At 67.3% G+C, this 11338-nt stretch carries 17 protein-coding genes and 1 tRNA gene; 15 read left to right on the forward strand and 3 right to left on the reverse strand.

Annotation, left to right across the window (positions count from 1 at the left end; all coding sequences use genetic code 11):
* Positions 1-159: 159 nt before the first annotated feature.
* A complete protein-coding gene (locus tag DKL51_RS09820; protein WP_124811972.1) occupies positions 160-417 on the forward strand; it encodes a hypothetical protein in 258 nt (85 codons plus the stop codon).
* Positions 418-557: 140 nt separating this feature from the next.
* Positions 558-1109 carry an HD domain-containing protein gene (locus tag DKL51_RS09825; protein WP_124811973.1) on the forward strand — a complete coding sequence of 184 codons (552 nt, stop codon included), beginning with the start codon at positions 558-560 and terminating at the stop codon, positions 1107-1109.
* On the opposite strand, the gene DKL51_RS09830 is transcribed toward DKL51_RS09825, so the two are convergent.
* Together DKL51_RS09830 and DKL51_RS09835 are read right to left on the reverse strand one after the other, a co-directional pair.
* Entirely contained in the window at positions 1106-1573 is a 468-nt protein-coding gene (locus tag DKL51_RS09830) for an NUDIX domain-containing protein (protein ID WP_124811974.1), read from the reverse strand. The two genes, DKL51_RS09825 and DKL51_RS09830, sit on opposite strands and share 4 nt — an antisense overlap.
* Positions 1574-1576: 3 nt before the next feature.
* Complete coding sequence (locus tag DKL51_RS09835) at positions 1577-2320, reverse strand: DUF5919 domain-containing protein (protein ID WP_124811975.1); 744 nt, start codon at positions 2318-2320, stop codon at positions 1577-1579.
* Between the two features lie 169 nt (positions 2321-2489).
* On the opposite strand from DKL51_RS09835, the gene DKL51_RS09840 reads away from it, so the two are divergent.
* The 13 genes from DKL51_RS09840 to DKL51_RS09900 all read left to right on the forward strand — a co-directional run bounded on the left by DKL51_RS09840 (position 2490) and on the right by DKL51_RS09900 (position 11132).
* Positions 2490-2807: a hypothetical protein gene (locus DKL51_RS09840; RefSeq protein ID WP_088951025.1), complete on the forward strand. Its 318-nt coding sequence runs from the start codon at positions 2490-2492 to the stop codon at positions 2805-2807.
* Positions 2808-3099: 292 nt separating this feature from the next.
* A complete protein-coding gene (locus DKL51_RS09845) occupies positions 3100-3984 on the forward strand; it encodes a hypothetical protein (RefSeq protein WP_124811987.1) in 885 nt (294 codons plus the stop codon).
* 84 nt (positions 3985-4068) lie between these two features.
* On the forward strand, positions 4069-4935 hold the full coding sequence (locus tag DKL51_RS09850) for an FtsK/SpoIIIE domain-containing protein (protein WP_124811976.1): 867 nt from the start codon (positions 4069-4071) through the stop codon (positions 4933-4935).
* Positions 4932-5381 carry a hypothetical protein gene (locus DKL51_RS09855; RefSeq protein ID WP_124811977.1) on the forward strand — a complete coding sequence of 150 codons (450 nt, stop codon included), beginning with the start codon at positions 4932-4934 and terminating at the stop codon, positions 5379-5381. The genes DKL51_RS09850 and DKL51_RS09855 overlap by 4 nt, the downstream gene beginning before the upstream one ends.
* Before the next feature lie 100 nt (positions 5382-5481).
* Entirely contained in the window at positions 5482-5925 is a 444-nt protein-coding gene (locus DKL51_RS09860) for a DUF6197 family protein (RefSeq protein ID WP_124811978.1), read from the forward strand.
* Entirely contained in the window at positions 5922-6221 is a 300-nt protein-coding gene (locus DKL51_RS09865; RefSeq protein WP_124811979.1) for a hypothetical protein, read from the forward strand. Before DKL51_RS09860 ends, DKL51_RS09865 begins: the two co-directional genes overlap by 4 nt.
* Complete coding sequence (locus DKL51_RS09870; RefSeq protein ID WP_124811980.1) at positions 6218-6571, forward strand: RRQRL motif-containing zinc-binding protein; 354 nt, start codon at positions 6218-6220, stop codon at positions 6569-6571. Before DKL51_RS09865 ends, DKL51_RS09870 begins: the two co-directional genes overlap by 4 nt.
* Entirely contained in the window at positions 6568-6864 is a 297-nt protein-coding gene (locus DKL51_RS09875; protein ID WP_124811981.1) for a hypothetical protein, read from the forward strand. Before DKL51_RS09870 ends, DKL51_RS09875 begins: the two co-directional genes overlap by 4 nt.
* The gene (locus DKL51_RS09880; protein WP_124811982.1) at positions 6851-7711 is read left to right on the forward strand and encodes a DUF2637 domain-containing protein; all 861 of its coding nucleotides are present in this window, start codon (positions 6851-6853) and stop codon (positions 7709-7711) included. The genes DKL51_RS09875 and DKL51_RS09880 overlap by 14 nt, the downstream gene beginning before the upstream one ends.
* Entirely contained in the window at positions 7708-7968 is a 261-nt protein-coding gene (locus DKL51_RS09885) for a hypothetical protein (protein ID WP_124811983.1), read from the forward strand. The genes DKL51_RS09880 and DKL51_RS09885 overlap by 4 nt, the downstream gene beginning before the upstream one ends.
* Positions 7968-9758 (forward strand): replication initiator, encoded by a 1791-nt coding sequence (locus tag DKL51_RS09890; RefSeq protein WP_124811984.1) that lies wholly within the window; start codon positions 7968-7970, stop codon positions 9756-9758. The genes DKL51_RS09885 and DKL51_RS09890 overlap by 1 nt, the downstream gene beginning before the upstream one ends.
* A 25-nt stretch (positions 9759-9783) precedes the next feature.
* A complete protein-coding gene (locus DKL51_RS09895) occupies positions 9784-10002 on the forward strand; it encodes a helix-turn-helix domain-containing protein (RefSeq protein ID WP_124811985.1) in 219 nt (72 codons plus the stop codon).
* Positions 9999-11132 carry a site-specific integrase gene (locus DKL51_RS09900; protein ID WP_124811986.1) on the forward strand — a complete coding sequence of 378 codons (1134 nt, stop codon included), beginning with the start codon at positions 9999-10001 and terminating at the stop codon, positions 11130-11132. The genes DKL51_RS09895 and DKL51_RS09900 overlap by 4 nt, the downstream gene beginning before the upstream one ends.
* A 70-nt stretch (positions 11133-11202) precedes the next feature.
* Here the strand turns inward: DKL51_RS09900 and DKL51_RS09905 are convergent.
* Positions 11203-11276: transfer RNA gene (locus DKL51_RS09905), tRNA-Pro, on the reverse strand.
* Positions 11277-11338 lie beyond the last annotated feature (62 nt).

The following is an 11338-nucleotide window of genomic DNA, read 5'->3' on the forward strand; positions in this document are numbered from 1 at the left end:
GTCAGGCGTGACGGCCGCAGAGCGACAGCGGCAGCGGCCGGCGCGCGCCCAGGCGGCGGCGCGTGCGGCCCGCTCAGGGCCGCCTTGAAGACGTACAGAAACTTTGCACAACCTGCCGGCAGCCGATCGAATCGAACATTTGTTCGATAGGGTGCGCTGGTGGAGGTGCGCGGTCGCTGGTGGAACGGGTCGTGGGGTCGGATGGCACGTCGCGACATCTGGCTCATGATCGACGGTCAACGCTGGCGCGTCCGCGGCCGTCTCGGTGGCGATGAAGGCCGTGAGGTCTCCTACCAGTTCGACGAGGAGGGGCGTGCCCGTGCAATGGTCGACCGGATGATGAAGACCTCAGTCGGCAAGTGGCGCGACCTCACCGAAGCTGTGCGGCGAGAGTCTGACCGAAGGCACGGTCAGTAGACCTCCGATGTCTCGGCCAGAGACCTAGGTCATCCGTCACACAGGAGCTGGAACGGAAGCATGTGGTGGGACTAGACACCCGCCGGCAGCCGGTCGCGCGTCTACCATTAGGGGTTGGGTGCACCGCTATTGTCTAGGGCATGTCGCTCGTCTCGTGGGCTCACGAAGTCTCCCGCCGCAACCTCGCTAATGCGCTGCCGCGCCGCTGGGCTCATGTGCAGGGAGTCGCCCAAAAGGCGCGCACCCTAGCAGCGGTGGTCGGGGATGATGCGCCATTGCTGGAAGCGGCTGCAATTCTTCATGATGTGGGGTACGCGCCCGACCTAGCCAAGACCGGGTTTCATCCACTTGACGGGGCTGTGTATCTACGAGCCATAGAGGCACCTGATCGCTTGGTGCATCTTGTGGCGCATCATTCGTGTGCGGTCAAAGAAGCGCGTCTTCGCGGGGTAGAAGAGCAGCTAGCAGCCTTCCGTGACGAGGAGAGCACGGTACGGGACGCATTGTGGATGTGTGATCTCACCACTACACCGGACGGAGAACCTACAGACTTCCGGAGTCGAGTTGCGGAAATCAAGGAACGCTACGGTCCGGATGATCTGGTGACGGTCTTCATCGACAGTGCGGAGCAGGATCTTGCAGCCGCTATCGAGAGGACGACTGAGCGCTTACGTGCACTCCACGTCGCCTAACCGATGTAGGGCGCTCGATTTTCGAGGCCGTGCCGTATTCGGAGCAGCATGGACGGGTGGATCGGTAATTCGACAAGCTTGGTTGGGTCCGTCCACTGGACATGGGCAGATTCGGCGCTAGTCCGGATGGTGCCGCCTACGAGTCGAGCGCGAAAGCAAATCGAGAATTCCTGCCGCACCTCACCGTCATCGTAGGCGATCACGTGGTTCGGGTCGGAGTAGATCCCTGAGATTGCGTCGATCTCTACTTGCAGTCCGGTCTCTTCTTTGACTTCTCGGATGGCTGCTTGTGCAGTGGACTCGCCAACGTCTTGCGCCCCTCCGGGTAACGCCCAGAGGCTGTTATCGGAGCGCTTGATAAGAAGCACACGCCCAGCGTCATCGCGAACAACAACCGTGACGGCTACGACCAGTGCGTTCGCTTTGGGGGCGGCTGGATCATTCAAGTAGTCGGTCTTAGGCATGGGTTAAGCCCCGTCTTTCTGCCGTGCCACTGAGTCCCATACCGCCTCGAAGCTGTCCGCGTACGTGTCGAACAGTCCGTAGTCGGCCGTTCTCCGAAGATGTAGCGCCGGAGCCATCGGGGCGGTCTTTCCGTAGATGTGAGGGTTGACAATCATGTCGCTATCAAACCGGTAGATGGAGTTATAGAGCACCGTGGCGTGATTCCTAATTTCCACGTTCTTGACGCCATGCAGCGGTCGAAAGAACGCGTCGGCCTGGTCGATCTTCGCTGAGATCGTTTCCCGTCCGATCCCCTCGTCTTCACTTCGCTGCCTGACCGCCTCGCCGTTGCGGTCGCCTAGCAGGATGCGGATACGTGCCCCGTTGTTCGCTTTTTCCCGCAGGCGCTTGAGCAAGTCGGGTTTCTCAGTAAGGAACATGCCGACGTAGACGAGGATGCCGACTTCTGACGTGGCCCGGTCAAGCAGTCGGTCCCACAGGTTCGGAGGCACCGCACCTCGGTTGGCGTAGAGCTGGACGACTCCAGTCGCGTCCGGTGCTTCTGAGGCAGCCTTACGCGCACCCGGCCATAGGTAGTCCTCGTCTTCCTTCAACCGCTTCGCAATCTTGAAGCGCGTTCGGGGATGTGGAACTCGGCCGCTGACCCAACGACTGACTGTCTTGACGTCGCTCTCGGTGTAAAGCGCCAGCTCGGCAGGGGACACCCGCGCTCGTTCGAGGGCCTCTCTTAAGCGCTCGTTCGCCATCGCCACTCCCATCGTCGGCTGGGACGTTTTTACAACTATAAGCGTCCCAAGCGTCACGGTAAAGCCGTTACGACGTCACCTTCTTCGATGTCTTCTTGAGGTGCGAGCGACAAGCCGCACCAAGAGCAGTCGTCCATTGGGGACGCGCTCAGACACAAGGAGGTCTGCTGTGAAGCTGTACGTGGACACCACGAGCAAGCAGGTGACGGCGTCGAAGGACCCGGAGCCGAAGAACGACCAGAACGGCAACCAGAAGTCCGAGAAGAACACGGGCCGGCTCATGTGGTCCACCCAGGTCTTCGTTCTCGACGAGAACGGAGGGGAGGTCATCACCATCACCACGGCGGGTGAGAAGCCGAGCGTGAAGGTGGGTGACTTCCTCGCTGTCGAGCAGTTGGAGGCCATTCCGTGGGCGACCAACGGGCGCAACGGCGTCGCGTTCCGGGCAGTTTCGCTGAAGCCGAAGACTGGTTCTCCGGCCAAGTAGGTCCATCGCACGACGTGCTGTGTTAGCCACTGGTGTCCGTGGCTAGCGAAGCGGCCTGACGGTCCGCTGAAACCCCACTGCATACGGGTCCGGGAGTGTTCCTGACTCCTACATTCCCGGTCCGGTCATCACCTGTGGTGGTGACATCCCCGCAAGAGCTGGCGCGGGGTCGGTACTGACTCCTACATCTGCCGACCCCGTGCCCTCCAACTCATCCGACCCAATTTGCTTGGGAGGACTCGTCGTGTCCAAGTCTAGCCCTCGCCGCTTCGGCGGCAAGTCAACCGGAACGGTGACGGTCATCGAGGCCAAGGTTCACCGTTCTTCCGCACGGAACGCCAAGATGGCATTCATCCTGACGGCGGTCATCGTCGGCCTCCTCGCGGCCGTGGTGGCCGCTTCCTACTGGCATCCCATCGTCGCGCTGATCGTCGGTGCGCTGATCGGCGTTCCGACCGGTGCCGCCGCCTGGCTACTCGTCCGGGTGTGGCCGGTGCTTCGCCTGCTGTGGTGGTGGACCCCGGAAACCTTCCTCGGTGTCGGGCTGCTGACCTGCTGGGTGCAGCTCGCCAACCACACGCCGACCGTGGTGACCCTGCTCGTCGTCGCCCTGCTCGTCGGCGTCCCCGCCGTCATCCGACCGGTTCGCCGGCAGGTCATCGCCTGGACGTGGTGCCTGATCGTCAGGCATCGGCTCCGCGTGTGCTTCGCGCAGTTCATCATCGCGAATCAGTCCGGCAGCCTGCCGCTGATCCTGTGGTCACGTCCCACCCCGGTCGGCGAGCGGGTCTGGGTCTACCTGCGTCCCGGCTTGTCGGCCAAGGACCTTGAGGGCCGTCTCGACAAGATCGCCGTGACCTGTCACGCCTCCACCGTGCTCATCGAGCGCGCTTCGGAGAACAACGCCGCGTACCTGCGGTTCGACATCAAGCGCCGTGAGGTGCTGACCGCCACGGTGGGCTCCCCGCTGGTCGACGTGATCGACCCGGCCGCTCCCGTCTCGGCATCGCCGCTGACGGTACCCACCGCCCTGGACCTGCCGGACATCGACGCTCCGACGATCACCCTCCCGACCCAGGGCAAGCCGGCCACGAAGAAGCCGGCCACGAGCGCCAACGGCAGCAAGCCCGCGGCTTCGCCGTCGTCGGACACCGACGACGTCTCCGACTGGATCTGACCACACCCAACCGGGACGCGAGGAGCCGACTTCGGCTCGTTCGTGTGGCTCCTCGCGCCCACCAACCGCCCAAGGAGGGCACCCATGACCACCACAGTCCCCACCTCCGCTGCGGCGGTGCCGGTGGGTCCTGGCCTGTCGATGTTCGACCCGCTATTCATCGGGATCGACGAGTTCGGCCAGCCCGTCTACCTGGACGTCATCTACCGCAACATCCTCATTGCCGGTGAGCCAGGCGGCGGTAAGTCCGGCCTGGTCAACAACATCTGCGGCCACGGCGCGCTGTCCGACAACACCCGCCTCGTCCTCCTCGACGCCAAGCTCGTCGAACTCGGCCCCTGGCGCGACATCGCCGACGCCTTCATCGGCCCCGACATCGACGAAGCCATCTCCGTGCTTCGCCGCCTCCTGATCGTTGCTACCAACCGCTACACCTGGCTCCTGGCCAACCGGCGCCGCAAGCTCGTCCCCGGCGACGGCATGTCGGTCATCGTCACCATCATCGACGAACTCGCCATGTTCTCCACGGTGCTCGGCACCAAGCAGCAACAGGAAGAGTTCGCCGCCCTGCTGCGCGGGCTCGTCTCCCTCGGCCGCGCCTGCGGCATGCCCGTCGTCGCCGCCACGCAGCGGCCCTCCTGGGACATCATCCCCGCGTCTCTGCGGGACCTGTTCGGCTACCGGGCCGCGTTCCGCTGCACCAGCTTGAACAGCTCCAACATCATCCTCGGCCAAGGCTGGGCCGAGCAGGGCTACACCGCCTCCGACATCTCGCCCACCAACCAGGGCGCGGCCTACCTCCTCGCCGAAGGCGGCGTTCCCCGCCGCATCAAGGCCGCCTACCTGACCGACAACGACATCTACTCCATCGCCGACTACGCCGCCTGGATCCGCCGGCCCACCACCGGGGTCCCGGCTGGCTCTCGCACTGATTGGGAGATCGCCGCATGAGCAGCCTCGGCTACCGCGACCACCAGCTGATCGGCCTGCCCGAGCAGGTCGCCAACGTCATCCGCAACCACCACAGCGCCGGAACGCTGATCTCCCTCAGCGCACCCCGGCCCGTGTCGCCCACCGACCCGCGTATCCGGGTCGCCCTGCGCCTGGTCGACACCACCACCCCGGCCCCCGGGCCTCGTCCGGTCCGGGTCACCTCGCTGCGGACCCACATCACCGACCGGGTCCGGCATCACCGCATCCGCCGCCCGCGACGGGTCATCGCCATCACCACGGCCGCCGCAACAGCTGTCGCCGGCCTCATCACCGCCGTCGTCTATCTGGTCGCGTTCCTCGTCGACCACGCGGCCATCATCGCCGGCCTCCTGGCCGTTACGGCGCTCATCCTCGCCGCCCTGCGCAGCTCCGGCAGCGGCAAACGGCACTGCCCCGGCTGCTGACCCGCACAAAAGAACGGCCGACAGGACCGGACCAACGCCTGCAAGCAAAGCCGGTCCTGCCGACCACCGACCAAGCCCTTACCGAAAGGACGTGGCTTCCATGAAGGCTACCCAGAATCCGCCCACCGCCGAGGTCACCCCGGCGGTGACCCTGCGGGGTGCCGCCCTCTACATCAGCCGGCACGGCTGGAACCAGGGCACCTACTACGCCGACCAGGCCAGCCCGGACGGCATGTCCGTGCAGCCCAACCCCACCCCGCCGGCCTGCGCCATGGGCGCCATCGCCATCGCCGCCTTCGGCCGACGCCTCCCGGAGGACTCGTTCCTCCTGCCCGAATGGGTCGACTACAAGAACGCCGAAGACGCCCTCCTCGCCCACCTGGACATGCTCTACCCGCCCACCGGCGACGACGACTTCCCCCACCCCGAAATCGGCGAATGGAACGACCAACCCGACCGCACCGCCGAGCAGGTCATCACCACCCTCACCACCGCCGCCACCGAGTGGGACACCGCCCACAACCGGCAGGCGGTGCCCGCATGAACACCGTCAAGAAGCCCTTGACGCCGTTCGGGCAGCAGCTCAAGCACCGGCACGTCGTCGAGAACGACGAGTTCGCCGCCTTCGCCCGCCGCATCATCCGCGCCCACGGCCGCCGCGTCGCCACTGGCGACGTCGAAGCCCTCTGCGACCTCGTCGCCCTGTCCTCGGTCATCGACGACGCCATCGGGGAGGCCGTGATCGGCCTTCGCGCGTTTGGCTACTCCTGGTCGGAGATCGGCCAGCGCCTCGGCATCTCCAAGCAGGCCGCCCAGCAGCGCTGGGGAGGCCAGTCATGACCGCTGTCATCTACGACCCGACCGGCATCCGCACCGGGTTCCCCACCTACCCCTACCGGATGGCACCCGAGGGCCTGGCCACCCGCCGGCAACTCCGCGCCGCCGGTCTACGCCCCGGCGGTCACGAACCGGTCGCCCAGATCCTCTGGCGACGTGGCAAGCGGCTCGCCTACCTCTACCGGCTCGACCTGGCCGCAGCCAAGCGCACCGCCACCCCGGCCCAGCGGGCCGCCATCGCCAAGGCCCTACGCGCCCGCCGCACCTGCCGCCTGTGTGGCGTGGTGCAGCCCTACTACATCCCCCGCCGCTACGGCTGCTGTCTCGACTGCCACGAAGGGAACCCGTCGTGAGCTTCCACCTTTCTGACCCGTGCCTGTGGTGCATCGAGGGCAGCTCGCCCGCCGGCATCCACGACGTCCTCGGCCCCGTCTACAAGCCCTGCCCCGTCTGCCTCGGCCCCTGCGCCCTCTGCGAGGGAGACGGGCTGTTCCCGGCCGACTTCACCTGCCTGCCCTGCTTCCGCGAGCAGCTCGCCGCGCAAGGGTTGGCCCCGATCATGTGCGCCCACTGCTCCGGCGTGGTCGACCTCATCCCCATCGACACCATCCCGGCCCCGGAGGTGACTCCCCATGTCGACCACTGACCCGAGTGCCGTCACCGAACAGTTCGCCGCCGAGTACGCCCGCAACGCGGTGCCAACGATGCTCAAGGCAATCAACTCCATCAAGCGCTACAACCGGTTCGTTCTGCTCGGTGCGCTGCTGACCAGCTACCTGCACCAGGCCCACTACCTGTGGACCCAGAACGCCGGCTACTTCGCCTACCTGGTGCCGCTGATCTTCGACGCCGCCATGGTGTCCATGCTGACCGTCGTCCGCACCTCCGGCATCGCCAAGGACGCCAAACGCGGAGCACTGATCGTCTTCGCCGCCGCCGCACTGCTGTCGGCCACCATCAACTTCGCCTCACCCGGCAGCCTCGGCCTGCGCCTGGTCTTCGCCCTGGTCGTCGTCCTCGTCATCGGTGTCGAACTCGTCGCCGGACGCATCCGACCCGACTTCGCCGCCATCCAAGCCGAAGCCGCCGCCCTGCTCACCGCTGCCCGCGACCTCGCGGCCAAGAACGAGCAGACCAGCGAATCCACCGACACCCCGCCGGCTGTCACGCCCGACACCACGCCGCCGGCCACCAAGCCGGCCGTCGACACTGCACCGGTCGTCGACATCCCGCCGGCACCCGCGCCGGCTGTCATCGAGGCACCCGCGCTCACCCCGATCCCGGCCGCCCGACCGGAGGTCCCGGCGCACCTGGTCCCCACCGCCCGCTTCGCCATCCGTCAGCACGAGCAGACCCACGGCCGGCCCATCACCGCCGACGAACTCGCCGCCCTGCTCTCCGTCACCCCCGGCATCGCCCGGGAACTGCTGCACACCATCACCGGCCACACCCCGGCCGTCAACGGCACCCCCGTCAGCGGTGGTGCCCGATGACCATTCACGTCGTCGACATCGAATACGCCACCCACACCTGCCCGGCCTTCGCCGAGCCGCACCCCTACGACACCCGACGCACCGTCATCGACGTCATTCCCGGCGGGCCCTGCCGCACCCCGGTCACCATCCGCTGCGGCAACACAACCGCCACCATCGCCTGCCACCGGCACGAACCGGCCGACCGCCAGTGCGGAGCCTGCCGGCTCATCGTCACCCAACACACCATCACCACCCGGCACGAGGTTGCCGGCTGATGGCATCGACGCTGGACCTCACACCCCGCGCTTCGGCCCGGGGTGTGGGCTCGAACGCCGACATCATCACCCCCTACGTCGGCTACACCGCCGCCGGCTCCGCCTTCACCCGCGCCACCGACCCGGACTACTTTGGGTGGCTGGAGCACGTCCGCGCCGCCGCCGGCTGCACCCGCCCGATCCGCCTCGCTGGGCAGCTCCTCACCGTCGAGCCCGGTTCCGGCCGGCTGCTGGACTCCCGGCACACCGACGCCATGCCCGACGCCGCTATCTACAAGGCGTGCGGAAACCGCCGCGCCACCGTCTGCCCCACCTGCGCCACCGTCTACCAACGCGACGCCTACCAACTCCTGCGCGCCGGCCTCGTCGGCGGCAAAGGCGTCCCCGACACCGTCTCCCGCCACCCCGCCGTATTCGCCACGTTCACCGCCCCGTCCTTCGGCCCCGTCCACAACCGGGCGGTCAAACGGCACACCTGCGCCAACCGCAAGCAGTGCGACTGCCGACCCGACCCCTGCCACGCCCGCCGCACCGACGACCCCACCGCCGGCCTCTGCGCACACGGCCGGCCCGCCGTCTGCTGGGCACGCCACGAACCGACAGACGCCGTCCTCGGCCAGCCGCTGTGCCTAGACTGCTACGACCACGACCACCAGGTCGTCTGGAACCTCTTCGCCGGAGAACTGTGGCGGCGCACCAAGCAAGCCGCGGAACGCCACCTCGCCCACCTCGCCCACCGACGCGGCATCCCCCCGGTCGAACTGGTCACGCCCTCCGGCAAGGTCCGCAGGGCCGCCCCCGTCCGGCTGTCCCACGGCAAAGCCGCCGAATTCCAAGCACGCGGCGCGGTCCACTTCCACGCCCTGGTGCGCCTCGACGGCATCCACCCCGACGACCCCACCGCCGTCGTCCCACCGCCTGCCGGATTCACCGCCGCCGACCTCGACGACGCCATCCGCCACGCCGCCGCCCAGATCGACTACACCACCCCCTGCCACCCCGACCGGCCCGCCGGCTGGCCCATCGTCTGGGGTAAGCAGCTCGACATCCGCCCCATCAGTCTGACCGGTCGTGGTGAGGTCACTGACAGCATGGTCGCCGGCTACCTTGCCAAGTACGCCACCAAGAGCACCGAGGTAACCGGGCACCGCTCGGTCAGGCTGGACGCCGATTCGATCGGCGACTACGCCGACCCTGACGGCGACCACACCGCCCGCCTCATCGACGCCTGCTGGCGCATCGGCCGACCCACCGGCACACCCGTGCCGCTGTCCCAGCGGCCCCGGGACCACCGACCCCGGCCCGGCTTCGTCGAGCGCTGGGAGTGCCCCGACTGCGGCACCCACACCCGCTACGCCGTCTGCCCTGTCTGCGTCGCCGACCGTCAAGCCAGCCTTGACGCCGAACCGACGAAACCGGCTACCGGCAACCCTTACGCCCGCCTGCGCCGGTGGGCACACATGCTCGGCTTCGGCGGCCACTTCCTCACCAAGGCCCGCCGCTACTCGGTCACCTTCCAACTCCTGCGCGACACCCGCGTCACCTACCGCCGCAACGAGGACCAGGACCAGGGCGCCGGCGAGGACATCAAGGCCGTCGACCACCTCGACGACACCACCCTGATCGTCGGCACCCTCACCTTCGCCGGCGTCGGCTGGCACACCACCGGTGACGCACTCCTCGCCAACACCGCCGCCGCCATGGCCCGCGCACGACACGCCGCCGGCCGCGAAGAACTCGCCCACGAACTCGGCACCGCCCCCGCCGGCACCGTGCCGGCCGCCGCTTAGGTGGCACCAACGAGAGGAGAGTGATTTGACCGCATCCACCATCGACGCGACGTCCAAGGCGCTCTACCGCATCCCGGAGGCCATGCGGCTGCTCAGTCTGTCTCGGACCGTCATCTACGAACAGATCCGGGCCGGCCGACTGCGCACCGTCCGACAGGGACGATCCCGACTCGTCCCCGCCGCCGCGATCACCGCCTACGTCGACATACTCGAACAGGAAGCCCGGAAAGGAGGCATCCGATGAGCCAACGCCGCGCCCGAGGAGAAGGCGGCCTGCACTGGGACGAGTCTCGGCAACGCTGGATCGCCAGCGTCACCGTCGGCTACACCGCAGCCGGCAAGCGGATCATGCGCAGAGGTAGCGGCAAGACCAAGACCGAAGCCCGCACGAAACTGCGGGAGAAGATCCGCGACTACGAAGACGGCCTCGCCCTGGTCCAGGACGGGCACACCGTGGCCGACGCTCTCAACGACTGGCTCACCTACGGCCTGAGTCGCCAGTCCGAGAACACCAAGGCGAACTACACCACCCTCGTGCGGTCGCACATCATCGGCGACCTCGGTGCGAGGAAGCTGCGAGACCTCAGCGCCACCGACGTGGACCGCTGGCTCATGGGCAAAGCCCAACACCTGAGCACCCGCACTCTGCGACTCCTCCACTCCTTGCTCAACCGCGCGGTCAATCGGGCCATGGCGCGGGACAAGGTCAAGCGCAACGTCGTGGCACTTTGCGCAGTGCCCTCCGGTCGTGGCGGCCGTCCGTCGAAGTCACTAACACTTGACCACGCCAAGTCGCTCCTGACCGCTGCCGAGAGCAGCTCGTTGCACGCCTACATCGTGCTCTCACTGCTGACCGGCGCTCGCACCGAGGAACTGCGCGCGCTCACCTGGGCCCATGTCGACCTCACCGGCAAGCCGGACAACGATCCCCCGGTACCGCCGTCCATCCAGGTATGGCGCTCGGTCCGCGCCGATGGAGACACCAAGACGAGGAAGTCCCGTCGCACCCTGGCTCTGCCAGCCCGGTGCGTTACCGCGCTCACCACCCACCACGAGCACCAGGGCAAGCCCTCCGCTGACCGCCTCGTGTTCGCCTCTGCCGCCGGCACTGCCCTCGATCGGCACAACGTGCTGCGGGCCTTCCGACCCGTCGTCGCCAGGGCGGGCCTTGACCCGCGCGGCTGGACACCCCGCGAGCTGCGACACAGCTTCGTGTCTCTGCTGTCTGACAGCGGCGTGAGCATCGAGCAAATCGCCGACCTCTGCGGTCACTCCGGCACGACGGTCACCGAGAGCGTCTACCGGCACCAACTCCGGCCCGTGCTCCTGGCCGGGGCCACCGCCATGGACAAAATCTTCGACGATGAGGCGTAGACACTCAGTTAGACACTCAGACGCGAAAAGAGGGCATATCCATTCGATCGGATATGCCCTCTGAGCTGCGTCGGGACGGCCGGATTCGAACCGACGACCCCTTGACCCCCAGTCAAGTGCGCTACCAAGCTGCGCCACGTCCCGATGCTCCCCGCGCGGTTTCCCCCGCGACAGCCGGTACAGCTTAGCGCAGGATCTCCCCGACC

It is taken from the genome of Micromonospora globispora (genome assembly GCF_003857015.1).
GTDB lineage: Bacteria > Actinomycetota > Actinomycetes > Mycobacteriales > Micromonosporaceae > Micromonospora > Micromonospora globispora.

Bases quoted from the DNA above. Each gene is read 5' to 3' on its own strand.
- DKL51_RS09865 (WP_124811979.1), top strand. From the start codon at position 5,922: ATGAACACCGTCAAGAAGCCCTTGACGCCGTTCGGGCAGCAGCTCAAG.
- DKL51_RS09870 (WP_124811980.1), top strand. From the start codon at position 6,218: ATGACCGCTGTCATCTACGACCCGACCGGCATCCGCACCGGGTTCCCC.
- DKL51_RS09860 (WP_124811978.1), top strand. From the start codon at position 5,482: ATGAAGGCTACCCAGAATCCGCCCACCGCCGAGGTCACCCCGGCGGTG.
- DKL51_RS09880 (WP_124811982.1), top strand. From the start codon at position 6,851: ATGTCGACCACTGACCCGAGTGCCGTCACCGAACAGTTCGCCGCCGAG.
- DKL51_RS09825 (WP_124811973.1), top strand. From the start codon at position 558: ATGTCGCTCGTCTCGTGGGCTCACGAAGTCTCCCGCCGCAACCTCGCT.
- DKL51_RS09890 (WP_124811984.1), top strand. From the start codon at position 7,968: ATGGCATCGACGCTGGACCTCACACCCCGCGCTTCGGCCCGGGGTGTG.
- DKL51_RS09850 (WP_124811976.1), top strand. From the start codon at position 4,069: ATGACCACCACAGTCCCCACCTCCGCTGCGGCGGTGCCGGTGGGTCCT.
- DKL51_RS09835 (WP_124811975.1), bottom strand. From the start codon at position 2,320: ATGGCGAACGAGCGCTTAAGAGAGGCCCTCGAACGAGCGCGGGTGTCC.
- DKL51_RS09830 (WP_124811974.1), bottom strand. From the start codon at position 1,573: ATGCCTAAGACCGACTACTTGAATGATCCAGCCGCCCCCAAAGCGAAC.
- DKL51_RS09855 (WP_124811977.1), top strand. From the start codon at position 4,932: ATGAGCAGCCTCGGCTACCGCGACCACCAGCTGATCGGCCTGCCCGAG.
- DKL51_RS09900 (WP_124811986.1), top strand. From the start codon at position 9,999: ATGAGCCAACGCCGCGCCCGAGGAGAAGGCGGCCTGCACTGGGACGAG.
- DKL51_RS09885 (WP_124811983.1), top strand. From the start codon at position 7,708: ATGACCATTCACGTCGTCGACATCGAATACGCCACCCACACCTGCCCG.